Here is an 18,903-nt window from a genome sequence, read left to right as displayed (position 1 = left end):
CCACGCCCCTCAGGAAATCAATTTATCCAAATCTTCTGCTGATAGACGTTTGAGGGCCTCCAAGGATTTAGCCAATGCGTCCTGCACCGGCGAATTAATTGTCTGTTGCGCCGCCACGCCGGCAGTGAATTCGGCCAGGGTCGGTGTGGTGAAAATCGATTTGACGTCGAATTCGCTGTGCAACTGCTCACGCAGGCGAACCACCACTTGCGTGGCCAGCAGGGAATGGCCGCCCAGTTCGAAGAAGTTGTCGTGCAAGCCCACACGCTCCACCTCCAGCACCTCGGCCCAGATCGCGGCAATCTGCTGCTCCAGCTCACTCTGCGGCGCGACGTACGGCCGTGCCTGCAAGTTGGCATCCACCTTGGGCAGCGCTTTGCGGTCCAGCTTGCCGTTGGGGCTGAGCGGCATCTGCTCCAGCAGCATCCATTGCGCCGGGACCATATAGTCCGGCAAATGGCTGGCCAGGTGGGTGCTCAAGACGTCACGCCAATCCTCCTCGACGCCTTGCAGCACCAGGTAGCCAACCAGGAATTTGCCGTCGACCGCCAACACCGCGGCCTCACGCACCCACTCGTGCTCCAGCAGGCGCGCTTCGATTTCGCCCAGTTCGATACGCAGGCCACGCAATTTCACCTGATGGTCAATGCGCCCGGCGTATTCGATCACGCCGTCGTCGCGGTAGCGCGCCAGGTCGCCGGTGCGGTACAGGCGCTCACCTTTTACGAACGGGTTGGCAATGAAACGCTCGGCGGTCAGCGCCGGACGACGGTGATAACCCCGCGCCAGACCGACGCCACCCAGGTACAGCTCGCCCAGTACGCCGACCGGGGCGGGCTCGAAGTTGTTGTCGAGGATGTAGCAGCCGAGGTTGGCAATCGGACGGCCAATCGGTACGGCATCGCGGCCTTCTTCAATGCAGGTCCAGTGGGTCACGTCGATGGCGGCTTCGGTCGGGCCATAGAGGTTGTAGAGCGCGGCGTGCGGAAGCTTGGCGAACACCTGCTGCTGCGCATCCACGGGCAAGGCTTCGCCACTGCACACAATGCGTTGCAGGCTATGGCAATGGGCGACTTCCGGGGCCTGGAGAAACGCCTGCAACATCGACGGCACGAAGTGCAGCGTGGTGATCTGTTCAGCCTTGATCAGGCTGATCAGCTTGGCTGGATCGCGGTGATCCCCCGGCGCTGCCACAACCAGACGCGAACCGGTCATCAGCGGCCAGAAGAATTCCCACACCGACACGTCGAAGCTGAACGGGGTCTTTTGCAGCACACTGTCGCTGGCATCCAGGGTGTAGGCTTCCTGCATCCAGTGCAGGCGGTTAAGCAACGCCGCATGCCGGTTGCCCGCCCCCTTGGGTTGGCCGGTGGAGCCGGAGGTGTAGATCACGTAGGCCAGGTTTTCGCCGTCCAAGGCGATGCCGGGGTTCTCTTCGCTGTAGCCTTCGAATGTTGATTCACCCAACACCAGGGTTTCCAAACCTTGGGGAATCGGCAGTTGCGCCAGCACCTGCGCTTGAGTCAGCAGCAGCTTCACGCCGCTGTCTTCGAGCATGTAGGCCAGGCGTTCGCGCGGGTACTCCGGGTCCAGCGGCACGTACGCACCGCCGGCCTTGAGCACCGCCAGCAAGCCGACCACCATTTCGACGGAACGCTCCAGCGCCAGGCCCACCAGCACATCCGGCCCGACGCCTGCCTCGATCAAACGATGGGCCAGGCGATTGGCGCGGCGGTTCAGCTCGGCATAGCTCAGCGACACATCGCCGAAACGCAACGCCGGCGCCTGCGGTGCACGCGCGACTTGCGCTTCAATCAGCTCATGCACGCAACGCTGCGACGGGTAGTCCCGTGCGGTGGCATTCCAGTCCTGCAGCACCTGCCGACGCTCGGTGATATCCAGCATCGGCAAATCGCCCAGGCGCTGTTGGCCGTCATCGACCATGGCCTGCAACAGGTTGACCAGGTGCCGGCCATAACCGTGCACGGTCGAAGCCTTGAAATAGCCATGGGCAAAACTGAAGTGCAGCGACAGGGTCTCGCCGAGGTCCACCAGCACGGTCAGCGGGTAACTCGTTTGTTCATGGGCCTTGGGCACGCCGAAGCGAATACCGCTGCCGCCGCTCTGTTCCAGGGCTTTGGACACCGGGTAGTTTTCGAACACCAGGATGTTGTCGAACAGTGCCGCCCCGCCCTGCCCGGCCCACCGTTGAATGTCATACAGGCCGGTGTGTTCATGCTCGCGCAGCGCCAGGTTCTGCGCCTGGACCGCCTGCAACCAGTCGGCCACCGTGTGTTGCCCGTCCACGGCGCAGATCACCGGCAAGGTGTTGATGAACAGGCCAAGCTGTTGCTCTACACCGGAAAGCTCCGCCGGACGCCCGGCCACGGTGGCGCCGAAAGACACCACCGCCTGGCCGCTATGGCGTTGCAGCAGAATCAACCAGGCCGCCTGCACCAGCGTATTGAGGGTGACCTTATTGCAACGTGCAAAGGCTTCCAGCCGCGCGGTCAGCGATTGCGCCAGGCTGTACCGGTAGTCGCCATAGCCGTCGATAGCGTCGGGCTGGCGGCTGCCCAGGCGGGTCGGCGTTTGCAGCGCGCTCAACTGCGCGCGCCAGAAGGCTTCAGTGGCGTCGGCATCCCGCTGTTGCAGCCAGCCAATGTAGTCGCGATAGCGTCCGCCAGCCTCGGGGACGGCCACGCCGGCATAGCGTTGCAGCACTTCGCCAAACAGACGCGAGTTGCTCCAGCCATCCATCAGGATGTGGTGATAGGTGTAGATCAGCTCATGGCGCTGCTCATCGGTGCGCACCAGCAGCAAACGCAGCAGTGGCGCCTTGGCCAGGTCGAAGCCCTGGCGGCGCTGGGCACGCTGCAGGTTGTGCAGTTCCAGTTCACGTTCGGGCATGGCGCGCCAGTCCAGCACTTCGATCCGCACTGGCGCATCGCGGTACACCACCTGGCACGGCCACTCCAACTGGCCTTCCCAGAAGAACCCCGTGCGCAACACCTCATGGGCCTGCACCGTGGCCTGCCAGGCTTGCTGGAAGCGTGCCACGTCGAGGCCCTCGGCCGTGACGCGGACCTGGTTGATGTAGTCGCCCGCGGCCTGTTCATACAGGGTGTGGAACAACATGCCCTGCTGCATCGGCGACAAGGTGTAGATATCCTCCACGCCCTCGGCGGCCAGCGGCAGCGACTCCAGTTGTGCCTGGTCCAGGCGCGACAATGGGAAGTCGCAGGCCGTGAAGCCGCTGTTGCCCGGGGTGCAGCAGTGCTCTATCAGGGCCGTCAATTCGCGGGTAAACGCCTCGCTCAGCGCTTCGATCTCACGGGCCTCGAACATCAATGGGCTGAAGGTCCAGCCGATCTGCAACTCACCGCCATACACCTGGCCATTGAGGGTCAACCAGTTGCTCAACGGGGTATCGGGGCTCTGCTCGGCGCCGGCAGGTTCCGACGCGGGGGCAAACAGGCCGTCCGGCTGATCAAAACTGCCGTCGAACTGGCCCAGGTAGTTGAAGGTGATACGCGGCTGCGGCAATTGGCTGAAGGCCTGGCGTGTCGACGCATCGCCCAGGTAGCGCAGCGCGCCAAAGCCCAGGCCCTTGTTGGGGATAGCACGCAGTTGCGCCTTGATCTGCTTGATCGAGCCGGCCAGGGTCGCGGCCGGGGTCAGGCGGACCGGGAACAGGCTGGTGAACCAACCCAGGGTGCGGGTCAGGTCGATGTCGTCAAACAAGTCTTCGCGGCCATGGCCTTCAAGCTGGATCAGGCTTGAAGCGTGCCCGCTCCACTGGCAGATCACCCGTGCCAGGGCGGTCAGCAGCAGATCGTTGATCTGCGTGCGATAGGCCGTGGGTGCCTGTTGCAGCAGTTGCCGGGTGTGTTCGGCATCCAGTTGGCTGACCACGGTCTGCGCCAACCGGCCGGGGCACGCACCTTGCGGATCGCGGCACGGCAAGTCGGTGGCCACGCCCTGCAACTGCTGTAGCCAGAAGTCTTTTTCCGCCTGCATCGAGGGGCCGCGCGCGTGGGCCTGCAAGCGCTCGGCCCAGGCCTTGAACGATGACGTCTTGGCCGGCAGCGTATGTTGGCGATACAGGCTTTGCAGGTCTTCAAGGAATACCCGCCAGGACACGCCGTCCACCACCAAGTGGTGCATCACCAGCAACAGGCGCTGGGAGCCATCGGCCAACTCGGCGAGTACCGCGCGCAGCAACGGGCCATGTTGCAGGTCCAGGCTACGTTGGGCCCGTTCGCAGAGGGCCAGGAGTTCGCTGGCATCTTGTACGCGCTCGTGCCACAGCAGGCTCGCGCTCGGTGCGTCATGGCGCGCGACCCAGCCATCGGCCTGCTGGCTGAAACTCAGGCGCAGCACATCGTGATGCCGGGTGATGGCTTGCAGGGCTGCCGTCAACCGCTCGGCCTCTAGCGGCTGGCGCGGGGTCAGCAGCAGCGATTGGTTCCAGTGATGCGCGTGCGGCAGTTTTCGTTCGAAAAACAGTTGCTGGAACGGCAGCAACGGCGTCAACCCCTGCACCGGGCCCTGGTCGATCACGTGGGCGGTCTGCAACTGCGCCACGCGCGCCAGGCTGCGCACGGTCTGATGCTGGAACAGGGCCTTGGCGCTGAAGTGGATACCTTCGGCACGGGCGCGGCTGACCACCTGGATCGAGATGATCGAGTCGCCGCCGCGTTCGAAGAAATTGTCGTTCAAGCCGACGTGCTCGACCCCGAGTACTTGCGCCCAGATCGCGGCGATCCGTTGTTCCAGCGCACTTTGCGGGGCTTCGTACGGTTGCGCGGCTTCGGGTTTTGGCAGGGCCTTGCGGTCCAGCTTGCCATTAGGGCTGAGCGGCATCTGCTCCAGTCTCAGCCATTGGGCCGGCACCATATAGTCCGGCAAATGGCTGGCCAGGTGGGCGCTCAAGACCTCACGCCAATCCTCCTCGGCGCCTTGCAGCACCAGGTAGCCGACCAGGTATTTGCCGTCGACCGCCAACACCGCGGCCTCACGTACGTGATCGTGCTCCAGCAGACGCGCTTCGATTTCGCCCAGCTCGATGCGCAGGCCACGCAATTTCACCTGATGGTCAATGCGCCCGGCGTATTCGATTACGCCATCGTCGCGATAACGCGCCAGGTCGCCGGTGCGGTACAGGCGTTCGCCTTTTACGAACGGGTTGGCGATGAAACGCTCGGCGGTCAACGCCGGACGACGGTGATAACCGCGCGCCAGGCCGATACCCCCCAGGTACAACTCGCCCAGTACGCCGACCGGAGCGGGCTCGAAGTTGTTGTCGAGGATGTAGCAGCCGAGGTTGGCAATCGGACGGCCAATCGGTACGGCGTCGCGGCCCTCTTCAATGCAGGTCCAGTGGGTCACGTCGATGGCGGCTTCGGTCGGGCCATAGAGGTTGTAGAGCGCGGCGTGCGGAAGTTTGGCGAAGACTTGTTGCTGCGCATCCACCGGTAAGGCTTCGCCGCTGCAGATGATGCGTTGCAGGCTGTGGCAATCGGCGACTTCCGGGTCCTGGAGAAACGCCTGCAACATCGACGGCACGAAGTGCAGCGTGGTGATCTGTTCGGTCTGAATCAGGCTGATCAGCTTGGCTGGATCGCGGTGATCCCCCGGTGCTGCCACAACCAGGCGCGAACCGGTCATCAGCGGCCAGAAGAATTCCCACACCGACACGTCGAAGCTGAACGGGGTCTTTTGCAGCACGCTGTCGCTGGCATCCAGGGTGTAGGCTTCCTGCATCCAGTGCAGGCGGTTAAGCAACGCCGCATGCCGGTTGCCCGCCCCCTTGGGTTGGCCGGTGGAGCCGGAGGTGTAGATCACGTAGGCCAGGTTTTCGCCGTCCAAGGCGATGCCGGGGTTCTCTTCGCTGTAGCCTTCGAGTGTTGATTCACCCAGCACCAGGGTTTCCAAACCTTGGGGGATCGGCAGTTGCGCCAGCACCTGCGCTTGAGTCAGCAGCAGCTTCACGCCGCTGTCTTCGAGCATGTAGGCCAGGCGGTCGCGCGGGTATTCCGGGTCCAGCGGCACGTATGCACCGCCGGCCTTGAGCACCGCCAGCAGGCCAACCACCATTTCGACGGAGCGCTCCAGCGCCAGCCCCACCAGCACATCCGGCCCGACGCCTGCCTCGATCAAACGATGGGCCAGGCGATTGGCGCGGCGGTTCAGCTCGGCATAGCTCAGCGACACATCGCCGAAACGCAACGCTGGCGCCTGCGGTGCACGCGCGACCTGCGCTTCAATCAGCTCATGCACGCAACGCTGCACTGGGTAGTCCCGCGCGGTGGCGTTCCATTGGTAAACGATTTGCTCGCGCTCAGCCGCGTCCAGCACCGCCAGGTCCTGCAACGGCAACGCCGGGTTGGCCACGGCCACGCGCAACAGGCCCAGCCAGTGGCGCAGCATGCGCGACGCCGTGGCGGCGCCGAACAGGTCGGTGGCGTAGGTCAACGAGGCCCGCACGCCGTCGGCGCTTTCCTGGGTGTCCAGGCTCAGGTCGAACTGGGCGCTGCGGGTCTCCCATTCCAGGTTGGCCACGCGCAGGCCCGGCAGTTGCCGGGCGCTCGCCTGGGTGTTGGCCTGATGGTTGAACATCACCTGGAACAACGGGTTGTGGCTCAAGGTACGTTCCGGTTGCAACGCCTCGACCAACTGCTCGAAGGGCAGGTCCTGGTGGGCCTGGGCTTCCAAGGCGCGGCGCTTGGTGTGCTGGAGCAATTGAGCAAAGCTCATTTGGCCGTCGAGATCGGCCTTGAGCACCTGGGTGTTGACGAAAAAGCCGATCAGCGATTCGGTCTCGACGCGGTTGCGGTTGGCAATCGGCACGCCGACCCGGATGTCCTGCTGGCCGCTGTAGCGATACAGAAACGCCTGGAACGACGCCAGCAGCAGCATGAACAGCGTCACGCCTTCACCCTGGGCCAAGGCTTTCACCCCGGCCACCAGCGCGGGTTCCAGGGCGATGTCCTGGCGCGCGCCCAGGAAGCTCTGTTGCGCCGGACGCGGGTGATCGAGGGGCAGCTCCAGCACCGGTTGCGTGCCACCGAGTAGCTCACGCCAATAGGCCAACTGCCGCGCCTTCTCGCCCGCTTCCATCCAGCGGCGTTGCCATAGGGCGTAGTCAGCGTACTGGATCGGCAACGGCGCCAGGGTGCAGTCCTCGCCCTGGCTGTAGGCCGCGTAGCGTTGCATCAGCTCCTGCACCATCACGCCCATGGACCAACCGTCCGAGACAATATGGTGCTGCACCAGCACCAGTACGTGCTCGTCTTCACTCAGGGTGAGCAGGCTGACCCGCAGCAGCGGACCTTGCTGCAAATCGAACGGCCGCGCGATTTCGGCTTCCACGCGCGCCTTGAGCCGGGCCTCGTCGACCGGGCTTTCAGCGATCCGGACCACGGCATGGGCCAGCACTTCCTGGGAACGCTGTTCATCGCCCAGGTGCAAACGGGTGCGCAGGCTTTCATGCCGCGCCACCAGGGCATCGAAGCTGCGTTGCAGGGCAGCCTTGTCCAGCCGCCCGCTCAGGCGCAGGGCTCCGGGGACGTGATACGCGGCGCTGTCCGGGTCGAGCTGCCAGAGGAACCACTGGCGCTCTTGGGCGTAGGACAGCGGCAAGTGTTGGCCGTCCTCGCGGATCGCGGCAATCGGCAATTGAGCGAAACTCATGCCACGGCTTTGCAGACGTTGATAGAACTGCTGGCGCTGTTCCAGCGGCAAGCGAAGAAAGCGCGAGACCAGGTCGATATTCGGGTTGGAAAGCATGGTTCAAATCGCCTCTAGTTCGCTCAAAAAGTCACGAAGGTCATCAAAATCTTCCGCCGTACCCGCGCGGAAGGTGGCAGCCGCCTGGGCATAGGCGCGCAGTGAATCGGTCTGGAACACTTCCACCAGCGGCACTTCCAGGCCCAGTTCAGCCTGGACCCGCGAGGTGATCTGGATGGCCAGCAGCGAATGGCCGCCGACTTCGAAGAAGTTGTCGTTCAAGCCCACCTTCGGCAGACGCAGCACCTCGGCCCAGATCGCGGCGATCTGTTGCTCCAGCTCGGTTTCAGGCGCCACGTAGTGTTGTTGCAACTGGCTCGGGTCCGGCGCGGGCAAGCCCTTGCGGTCGAGCTTGCCGTTGGGGGTCAGCGGCATCTGCGCGAGGAACATGAAGTGCGCGGGTACCATGTAGTCCGGCAGGCGGGACTTGAGGGCGCGGCGCAGGGCATCGCGGAACTCCACCGCGTTGATCAGGGCGGGGTCGGCAGGCACCACATAGGCCACCAGTTGCTTGCCGGTCGGGCCGTCCTGGGCCACGACCACGGTTTCGCCGACGCTGTCCTGCTCTCGCAGGCGCGCTTCGATTTCGCCCAGTTCGATGCGGAAGCCGCGGATCTTCACTTGATGGTCGACGCGGCCAAGGTAATCCACCACGCCATTTGGGCGGCCACGGGTCAGGTCGCCGCTGCGGTACACGCGGCTGCCGGGTTTGCCGAAGGGGTCTGGCACGAAACGTTCGGCGGTCAGTGCCGGACGTTCCAAGTAACCCCGGGCCACGCCCTCCCCGCCCAGGTACAACTCACCGGCCACACCGATGGGTTGCAGGTTGAGTTGCGCGTCCAGCACATAGCCGCTGCGGTTGCCGAGCAGTGTGCCGATGGGCGCATAGACCGCCCCGCATGGGTCACCCTTGCGGGCCTTCCACAGCAGCGGCGTGACCACGGTTTCGGTCGGGCCGTAGCCATTGAACAGGTAGGTCGGTTTCAGCGCGCGCCAGGCCAGGTCGTAGCTGGCTTGCGCCACCGCATCCCCGCCGAAGCAGTACACCCGCACAGCCGGTGGGTGACCGTCGCGCTCGGCATGCTCGGCCAGCTGTTGCAGGTACACCGGCGGGAACACGGCCATCGTCACCTGGTGGCGATGCATCTGCGCGTAGGTGTATTCGGGCAACCACAGGCTGTCATCGCGGATCAGCACGCTTGCACCGTTGATCAGCGGGTGCATCCAGCCTTCGTGGGAACCGTCGAAGGCGAACGACATGAAGTGCAGTTCGCAATCGGCCGGCGAGGTTTCATAGCGCTCGCCGGTGGCAATGATGTGCGCCACCAGCGGGCCGTGGGACACCGCCACGCCCTTGGGCAGGCCGGTGGAGCCGGAGGTGTAGATCACGTAGGCGAGGTTGTCGCCGTGCAGCTTCACGTCTGGAGCCGTGTCGCTGTAATCGGCCCATTCCTCGGTGCGATCGATCGCCAGGGTATCCAAGCCGTCAGGGATCGGCAGTTGCTGCAACGCCCGCGTATGCGTCAGCAGCAACCGGGCGCGGCTGTCTTGCATCATGTACAGCAGGCGATCACGCGGGTATTCGATATCCAGCGGCACATACACCCCACCCGCCTTGAGCACCGCGAGGAACGCCACCATGATCTCGGCGCTGCGCGGCATGGCAATCGCCACGCGCACTTCCGGGCCCACACCACGGGCGATCAGCGCACGGGCCAGGCGGTTGGCCTGGCGGTCCAGCTCGCCGTAAGTCAGGGTCTGCGCGTCGAACTTCACCGCCACGGCCTCCGGTGTTTCAGCGGCGCGGTCAGCGACCAATTCGTGCACCAGGCGCGTGGCCGGGAAGCCGGAATCGGTGCGGTTCCACAGTTGCAAGATGTGCTGCTGTTCGTCGCGATCCAGCAGGTTCAATTGGCCAATGCTCTGCGCCTGATCATCGACCATCGCCTGCAACAGGTTCTGCCAGTGGCGCGCCATGCGCTCGATGGTCGAGGCGTCGAACAGATCGGTGGCATAACTCAGCGAGGCGCCCAGTTGCTCCGGGGACTCTTCGATATCCAGGGTCAGGTCGAATTGCGCGACGGCTTCGTCCCAGCTCACCGGGCTCATGTCCAACTGCGCCAGGCTCCGTAAATGCCGGCCGGACTGGCTGATATGGTGGTTGAACGCGACCTGGAACAACGGGCTAAGGCTCAGGCTGCGCTCCGGCTGCAGGGCTTCGACCAACTGCTCGAACGGCAGGTCCTGGTGGGCCTGGGCCTCCAGCGCACGCTGTTTGACCTGGGCCAGCAACTGGCGGACGGTGGTGTGCCCATCGATGTCGGCCTTGAGTACCTGGGTGTTGACGAAGAAGCCGATCAGGCCCTCGATCTCCACGCGGTTGCGGTTGGCGATGGGCACGCCGACGCGAATATCCCGTTGGCCGCTGTAGCGATGCAACAGCGCCTGGTAAGCCCCCAGCAACAGCATGAACACGGTCACGCCTTCACGCTGGGCGAGGGCCTGGAGACGCTCGACCAACGGCACCGGCAGCGCAATATTCAGGCGCGCGCCACGATGGGTAGGCACCGCCGGGCGCTGATGATCGAACGGCAGCTCCAGCACCGGTTGTTCGCCCCCCAGCAGGTCTCGCCAGTAAGCCAGCTGGCGCGCCTTCTCCCCCGCCTCCATCCAGTCGCGCTGCCACTGCGCGTAATCGGCGTACTGGATCGGCAAGGCCGGCAGTTGCAGCATTTGGCCCTGGCTATAGGCGGCGTAGAGTTGCACCAGTTCATCGACCATCACCTGCATCGACCAGCCATCGGAGATGATGTGGTGCTGCACCAGCACCAAGACATGCTCGTCCTCGGCCAGGCGCAACAGGGTCACACGCATCAGCGGGCCCTGGCGCAGGTCGAACGGCTGGGTGATGCGCGCCTCGACCTGCGCCTTGAGATGGGCTTCATCGGTGTCGACCGGGTGCAATTCGATCCGCGCCCGCGGGCTGATCACTTGAACGGTACGACCGGCCTCTGACTGGAAGTGGGTACGCAGGCTTTCGTGGCGCGCCACCAGCGTATCGAAGGCGCGCTGCAGGGCGTCGCGATCCAGCCGGCCTTTCAGGCGCAAGGCGCGGGGCACATGGTAGGCGGCGCTGTGCGGGTCCAGTTGCCAAAGGAACCACTGGCGCTCCTGGGCATAGGACAGGGCCAAGGGTTGGTCACGTTCGGCCCGCTCAATCCGGGTGATTGCAACGCGGGCCTGGGTCAAGGCGCGGACAAAGTTGCCCAGCACGGGCTGCTCAAACAGCGCCTTCACATTCACGTCCAGACCCAAGCCATGGCGCATACGTGACACGGCTTGGGTGGCCAATAGGGAGTGGCCGCCCAGCTCGAAGAAATGGTCGTGCATCCCGACACGTTCCACGTCGAGTACCTCAGCCCAGATCGCGGCGACCTGTTGCTCCAACTCGCTGCTCGGCGCGAGGTACTCACGGCCGACGACATCGGGCTTGGGCAGCGCTTTGCGGTCCAGCTTGCCGTTGGGGCTCAAGGGCATGTGCTCCAGCAGCATCCATTGCGCCGGGACCATATAGTCCGGCAAATGGCTGGCCAGGTGGGCGCTCAAGACCTCACGCCAATCCTCCTCGGCGCCTTGCAGCACCAGGTAGCCGACCAGGTATTTGCCGTCGACCGCTAGCACCGCGGCCTCACGCACCCAGTCGTGCTCCAGCAGGCGCGCTTCGATTTCGCCCAGTTCGATGCGCAGGCCACGCAATTTCACCTGATGGTCAATGCGCCCGGCGTATTCGATCACGCCGTCGTCGCGATAACGCGCCAGGTCGCCGGTGCGGTACAGGCGCTCACCTTTTACGAACGGGTTGGCGATGAAACGCTCGGCGGTCAGCGCCGGACGACGGTGATAACCCCGCGCCAGGCCGATCCCCCCCAGGTACAACTCGCCCAGTACGCCGACCGGAGCGGGCTCGAAGTTGTTGTCGAGGATGTAGCAGACGAGGTTGGCAATCGGACGGCCAATCGGTACGGCGTCGCGGCCCTCTTCAATGCAGGTCCAGTGGGTCACATCGATGGCCGCTTCGGTCGGGCCGTACAAGTTGTACAGCGCGGCGTGCGGAAGTTTGGCGAAGACTTGTTGCTGTGCGTCCACCGGCAAGGCTTCGCCACTGCACGCGATGCGTTGCAGGCTGTGGCAATGGGCGACGTCCGGGTCCTGGAGAAACGCCTGCAACATCGACGGCACGAAGTGCAGCGTGGTGATCTGTTCGGTCCGAATCAGGCTGACCAGTTTGGCTGGATCGCGATGATCACCTGGGGCTGCCACAACCAGGCGCGAACCGGTCATCAGCGGCCAGAAGAATTCCCACACCGACACGTCGAAGCTGAACGGGGTCTTTTGCAACACGCTGTCACTGGCATCCAGGGCGTAGGCTTCCTGCATCCAGTGCAGGCGGTTGAGCAACGCCGCATGCCGGTTTCCCGCCCCCTTGGGTTGGCCGGTGGAGCCGGAGGTGTAGATCACGTAGGCCAGGTTTTCGCCGTCCAAGGCGATGCCGGGGTTCTCTTCGCTGTAGCCTTCGAATGTTGATTCACCCAACACCAGGGTTTCCAAACCTTGGGGAATCGGCAGTTGCGCCAGCACCTGCGCTTGAGTCAGCAGCAGCTTCACGCCGCTGTCTTCGAGCATGTAGGCCAGGCGTTCGCGCGGGTACTCCGGGTCCAGCGGCACGTACGCACCGCCGGCCTTGAGCACCGCCAGCAAGCCGACCACCATTTCGACGGAACGCTCCAGCGCCAGGCCCACCAGCACATCCGGCCCGACGCCTGCCTCGAGCAAACGATGGGCCAGGCGATTGGCGCGGCGGTTCAGCTCGGTATAGCTCAGCGACACATCGCCGAAGCGCAACGCCGGCGCCTGCGGTGCACGCGCGACCTGCGCTTCAATCAGCTCATGCACGCAACGCTGCAACGGGTAGTCCCGCGCGGTGGCATTCCAGTCGCCGAGCACCTGGCGGCGCGCGGCCTCCGTCAGCGACGGCAAATCCCCCAGGCGCTGCGCTGTGGTGCAGGCCAAGCCTTGCAACAGGTACTGGAAGTGCGTGGCCAGTTGCTCGATCTGCGCCTCACTGAACACCTGCACATCAAAGCTGAACTCGAATTCCAGGCCCGCGCCTGCCCCCAACAAGACGGTCAGCGGGTAGTGGGTCTGCTCGATGTTCTGCACATCACTGAAGGTCAACCCGGCCGGCGCGCCAGCGGCCAGCGCGGCGGAAACCGGATAGTTTTCAAACACCAGCAGCGTGTCGAACAACGCCGCGCCACTGGCGCCCGCCCAACGCTGGATATCGAACAAGGGCGTGTGCTCGTGCTCACGCAAGCTGAGGTTCTGTGCCTGTACCTGTTGCAACCACTCACTGACCCACAAGGTCGGGCTCGGGGTGGCGATCACCGGCAAGGTATTGATGAACAGCCCGACCTGCTGCTCCACACCCGGCAACCCCGCCGGCCGCCCGGCCACCGTGGCGCCGAACACCACGGTGTCCTGGCCGGTCTGGCGTTGCAGCAGCAACAGCCAGGCGGCTTGCACCAGCGTGTTCAGGGTGATTTTGTGGGCCTGGGCAAACGCCTTGAGTGGCGCGGTCTGCGCGACGCTCAGGGCCAGGGCGTAGCTGCCCTTGGCCGAAGAATGCTCGGTCGGGGTGGCGCACGCCAAGCGCGTCGGCGCCTGCAACGTGGCCAACTGGCCTTTCCAGAATGCCTCGCTGGCCGACGAGTCCTGGCCTTGCAACCAGCCAATGTAGTCGCGGTAATGCCCTTGCAGCGCCGGCAACGGCTGGCCGACATAGTGCTGCAAGACCTCCCCCAGCAATTGCGCCCGGCTCCAACCGTCCAACAGGATGTGATGGTTGGTGAGGATCAGGTGGAAACGATCGACACCGATACGCACCAGTTTCAGGCTGAGCAACGGCGCCCGATCCAACACGAAACCTTGCGCGCGCGTGGATTCGCTCAACGCATCCAATGCCGCTTGCGGGTCTGGTTGCGCCTGCCAGTCGTACTCGACGAAGGGCAAGGCGCTCTCGCGATACACCGCTTGCAACGGCTGCGCCTGGTCCTGCTGCCAGATAAACCCGGTGCGCAACATGTCGTGCCGCGCCAGCACCTGCTCCCAGGCGCGTTTGAAGCGCGGCACGTCCAGGCCGTGGAGATTGGCGCGCAACTGGCTGACATAGATTGCGTCCTGATCCTGCTGGTACAGGCTGTGGAACAGCATGCCCTGTTGCATCGGTGACAGTGGGTACAGGTCCTGCACGTCGCGCGATGGCAGCGCCAGGTCGTCCAGTTGCCGTTGAGTGAGGCGGGCCAGGCTGACATCGGCCGGCGTGAAAGCACCGTGTTGCGGATCGACGCAATGCTCGATCAGCGCCAACAGCTCGCGCTGGTAATCGTCCGCCAGGCCCTGAAGGGTCGAGGCCTGGAACATCTCGCGGCTGAAGCCCCATTGCAGCGCCAGTTCGCCACCGTACACCTGGCCCTCCACCGTCAGCCAGTTGGCCAGCGGTGCCGTGGGGTCCTGGGCCTGGCCGCTGCCTTGGCTGGCGGGCACGAACAGCGCCGACTCATCGAACTGGCGGTCGAACTGGCCCAGGTAGTTGAAGGTAATGCGCGGCGCGGCCAACCCGGCGAGGGACGCGCGGGCCTCGGGCGTCCCCAGATAACGCAGCAGGCCGTAGCCCAGGCCCTTGTCGGGCACGGCACGCAGTTGCTCCTTGACCGCTTTGATCGCGCTCGACAACTCGCCATCGGCTTGCAGGCGGACCGGGAACAGGCTGGTGAACCAACCGACGGTGCGGGTCAGGTCGAGCCCATCGAACAGGTCTTCGCGGCCATGGCCTTCGAGCTGGATCAGCGCGGCAGGCTGGCCGCTCCAACGGCAGATCACGCGGACCAACGCGGTCAGCAGCAGGTCATTGACCTGGGTGCGATAGGCCAGCGGCGCGTCCTGCAACAACCGGCGGGTCTGCTCGGCATTGAGGCGGGTCTCGAGCCTGCCCTCCAGGTGGTTTTGCAGGCCGCCCTCGGGGTTGTCGCACGGCAGCTCGGTGTCGCTGGACTGGGCCTGCCAGTACGGCAATTGCGCGCTGAGGGTGCTTGCATGGGCCTGCAACTGCCGCGCCCAGTGCTGGTAGGCGCTGGTCTTGTTTGGCAAGGGCTGCTCGCGATAAGCCTGTTGCAGGTCCTCCAGCAGAATGCGCCAGGACACGCCATCGACCACCAGGTGGTGCACCACCAGCAGCAAGCGTTGTGTGCCATCGGCCAGGCTGACCAACGCGGCACGCAGCAGCGGGCCTTGCGCCAGGTCGAGGCTGCGCTGGGCTTCGTCACACAGTGCTGCCAGCTCAGCATCGGTGCTCGCGTGGGATTGCCACAACGCCGCCTCCGTCACCGGCACGGCGTAGGCTTGCTGCCAGCCGTCGCCCTGTGGGGTAAAACGCAGGCGCAGGGCGTCGTGATGGTTGATCAAGTGCGTCAAGGCGGCGTCCAGCCGCGCAGGCTCCAGCGCCTCGCGCGGGGTCAGCAACAGTGACTGGTTCCAATGCTGGCGCGCCGGGATCGCCTGGGCGAAAAAAACCTGCTGCACCGGGGTCAGGATCACCTCCCCGCTCACCGGGCCCTGATCGATAACGATCGACGCGTCCTGGCTCGCTACCCGCGCCAGGCTGCGCACACTCTGGTACTGGAACAGGTCGCGCGGGCTCAGGCGTATGCCCGCCTGGCGCGCGCGGCTGACCACCTGGATGGAGATGATCGAGTCGCCGCCCAGTTCGAAAAAATTGTCGTCCAGGCCGACCTGCTCGACCCCGAGCACATCGCGCCAGATCGCCGCCAACGCTTTCTGTACAGGCTCCTGCGGGGCAGCGAATGCCTGCTGCGCCACAGCTTCCGGCACTGGCAAGGCCTTGCGGTCGAGCTTGCCGTTGGCGGTCACCGGCAGCTGGTCCAGGGTGATCAAGTGGGTGGGGACCATGTACTCCGGCAAGCTGTCGAGCAGCCAGGCCTTGAGGTCGGTTGGCGCGTCGCCATTCGGCACCAGGTACGCCACCAACTGCTTGCCGCCGTGAACCAGCACCACGGCTTCACGTACGCCGGGGTGCTGCATCAGTTGCGCTTCAATTTCGCCCAGCTCGATGCGCAGGCCGCGCAACTTGACCTGATGATCGAGGCGGCCCAGGTATTCGAGCACGCCGTCGGCCCGTTGGCGCACGCGGTCGCCGGTACGGTACAGGCGCTCCCCCGCAACGAACGGGCTCGGCACAAAGCGCTCCGCCGTCAAGCCAGGGCGCCGATGGTAACTGCGCGCCAGGCCGGTGCCGCCCAGGTACAGCTCGCCGGATACGCCAGCGGGCACGGGGTTGAGCTGGGCGTCGAGCACATAGGTGGCGAGGTTGGCGATCGGGCGGCCAATGGGCACGCTATCGGCGCCTTCGTCGACGCACGTCCAGTGGGTCACGTCGATGGCGGCTTCGGTCGGGCCGTAGAGGTTGTACAGGGCGGCGTTCGGCAATTTGGCGAACACCTGGCGCTGCGCGTCGAGGGGCAATGCCTCGCCGCTGCACACGATGCGCTTGAGGCGGGTACAGCGCTGCACGCCCGGCTCATGGATAAACGCCTGGAGCATCGACGGCACAAAGTGCAAGGTGGTGATGGCGTGCTGGCCGATGGTCTCGATCAGGCGCGCGGGCTCGCGGTGTTCGCCTGGCGCGGCCACCACCAGGCGAGCGCCGGTCATCAGCGGCCAGAAGAACTCCCATACCGATACGTCAAAGCTGAACGGAGTTTTCTGCAGGACCGCGTCACTGGCATCCAACGCGTAGGCCTGCTGCATCCAGCACAGGCGGTTGACCAGTGCACGGTGGCTGTTGCCGGCGCCCTTGGGCTTGCCGGTGGAGCCGGAGGTGTAGATCACGTAGGCCAGGTTCTGCGCCTGCATGGGCACCGCCGGCGAGGCGCTGCTATAGCCCTCCAGCCACAGCGCGGGCTGGTCCAGGGCAATCACCCGCAGGCCAGCGGCAGGCAACAACGGCAATAGGCTCTGTTGGCTGAGCAGCAGCGCAATGCCGCTGTCTTCGATCATGTAGGCCAGGCGTTCCTGGGGGTATTCGGGGTCCAGCGGTACATAGGCGCCACCGGCCTTGAGGATCGCCAGCAGGCCGACCACCATGTGGAGGGAGCGCTCGACACAAATCCCCACCAGCACGTCCGGGCCGACGCCCTGCTCGCGCAAGGCGTGGGCCAGTTGATTGGCGTGCGCGTCGAGTTGCGCATAGGTCAAGGTGGTGGTGCCGAACACCAGCGCCGGGGCATCCGGTGTGCGCTGCACCTGGTCTTCGATCAAGTGGTGCATGGCACGCTCAGTCGGGTACGGCGCGGCGGTCTGGTTCCAGGCCTGCACCAGCAGGTGCTGCTCGTCGGCGGCCAGCATCGGCAACTCACCGATGCGCTGCTCACCATCGGCCACCATGGCCTGCAACAGACGGATCCAGTGGCGCGCCATACGGGCGATGGAGGGCGCGTCGAACAGGTCGTTGGCGTAAGTCAGCGCGGCATGCAGGGTGCCGGACTTTTCATAGGTATCAAGGGTCAGGTCGAACTGGGTGGTGCGGCCCTGCCACTCCACCAGGGCCAGTTCCAGGCCAGAGGCAGTGCGGACCGAGGCGATGTCGGCCACCACCGGCTGGTGGTTGTACATCACCTGGAACAGCGGCGTATGGCTGAGGCTGCGCTCGACCTTCAGGGCTTCTACCAAGCGTTCGAACGGCAACTCCTGGTGGTCCTGGGCGCCCAGGGCATGCTCCTTGATGGCGTGCAGCAACTCGGCCACGCGGGTCTGCCCGGTCAGCTCGGTGCGCAGCACCTGGGTGTTGACGAAGAAGCCGATCAGCCCTTCGACTTCACTGCGATTGCGGTTGGCGATGGGCACGCCGATGCGCAGATCAACCTGCCCGGTGTAGCGATGCAACAACACGTTGAACGCGCCAAGCAGCAGCATGAACAGCGTGACATTGTGCTTTTGCGCGCAGTTGCGCAGTTGTACCGCCAGTGCCGGGTCGATTGCGAAGGTATGGCGCGTGCCCTGATAGCTGGGCATGGCCGGGCGTGGACGGTCGGTCGGCAATTCCAGTACCGGGTGCTCATCGCCCAGGCGCGCTTGCCAGTAGTCGAGCTGGCGCGCCTGCTCCCCGGCTTCCAGCCAGCAGCGCTGCCACAGGGCATAGTCGCTGTACTGGATCGGCAATGGCGGCAGTTGCGGCGTGTCGTTGCGCTCGTGGGCGTCGTAAAAGCGGATGAACTCGTCGATCAGCACGTTCATCGACCAGCCATCGGAGACGATATGGTGCAGGGTCAGCAGCAGCACGTGTTCCTGTGCATCGAGCTTGAGCAACTGCACACGCAGCAACGGCCCGTGCTCCAGGTCGAACGGCAACAGCGATTGACGGGTTGCCGCCTGGTTGACGGCCTGCTCGCGCGCCGTCGGCTCCAATGCGCTGAAATCCAGGTGTTCGATGGCCAGCGATGGCTCGACGGCCACCTGCACCAGGCGCTCATCGGCCTGGCGCTGGAACACCGTGCGCAACGTTTCATGGCGCGCCACCAGGCTGGCGAATGCCTGCTCCATGGCGCGCTGGTTCAATGCGCCCTTGAGCCGCACCGCCCCCGGCAAATTGTAGGCGCCGCTGGTCGGGTCCAGTTGCCACAGAAACCACATGCGCTGCTGCGCGTAGGACAACGCCTGGCGATCCTGCGCCTCCACCCCTGCCGGAATCGGAAACCGGGAAAAATCCACCCCTTCCTTCTGCAACGCCTGCAGGAACAGCTGGCGTTTTTCCAGGGGCAACCCGATAAACCGGCGAGCAAGTTTCAAGGAGTCTTCAGCATTCATTTCTTGGAGTCCGGAGCAATAGGCGGGAAGCACAAAGGCACGTCGTCCCTATAAAACGAACCGGAGAAGGAAAAATTAGCGGAGGGCGGGAGGCGTCGAGCAGCGCGTCATCAAGGGTTACATCAATCTCCGCTGAGTCACGCCAACTCGGGCTAGCATTGACGCACACCACTT

Annotated in this window: 2 protein-coding genes; both read right to left on the bottom strand. The window is 64.7% G+C overall.

Annotated elements, in window-relative coordinates; genetic code table 11:
* Positions 1-9: 9 nt before the first annotated feature.
* Positions 10-7,791 (bottom strand): non-ribosomal peptide synthetase, encoded by a 7,782-nt coding sequence (locus tag P2T68_RS15075; RefSeq protein ID WP_277379524.1) that lies wholly within the window; start codon positions 7,789-7,791, stop codon positions 10-12.
* 3 nt (positions 7,792-7,794) lie between these two features.
* Positions 7,795-18,729 (bottom strand): non-ribosomal peptide synthase/polyketide synthase, encoded by a 10,935-nt coding sequence (locus P2T68_RS15070; protein WP_277379523.1) that lies wholly within the window; start codon positions 18,727-18,729, stop codon positions 7,795-7,797.
* Between the last annotated feature and the right edge of the window lie 174 nt (positions 18,730-18,903).

Origin of the sequence: Pseudomonas sp. G11 (genome assembly GCF_029457515.1) — a bacterium.
Lineage (GTDB): Bacteria > Pseudomonadota > Gammaproteobacteria > Pseudomonadales > Pseudomonadaceae > Aquipseudomonas > Aquipseudomonas gorinensis.
Note: the sequence above shows the minus strand (reverse complement) of the source record. Positions and strands in the feature narration are given on the sequence as shown.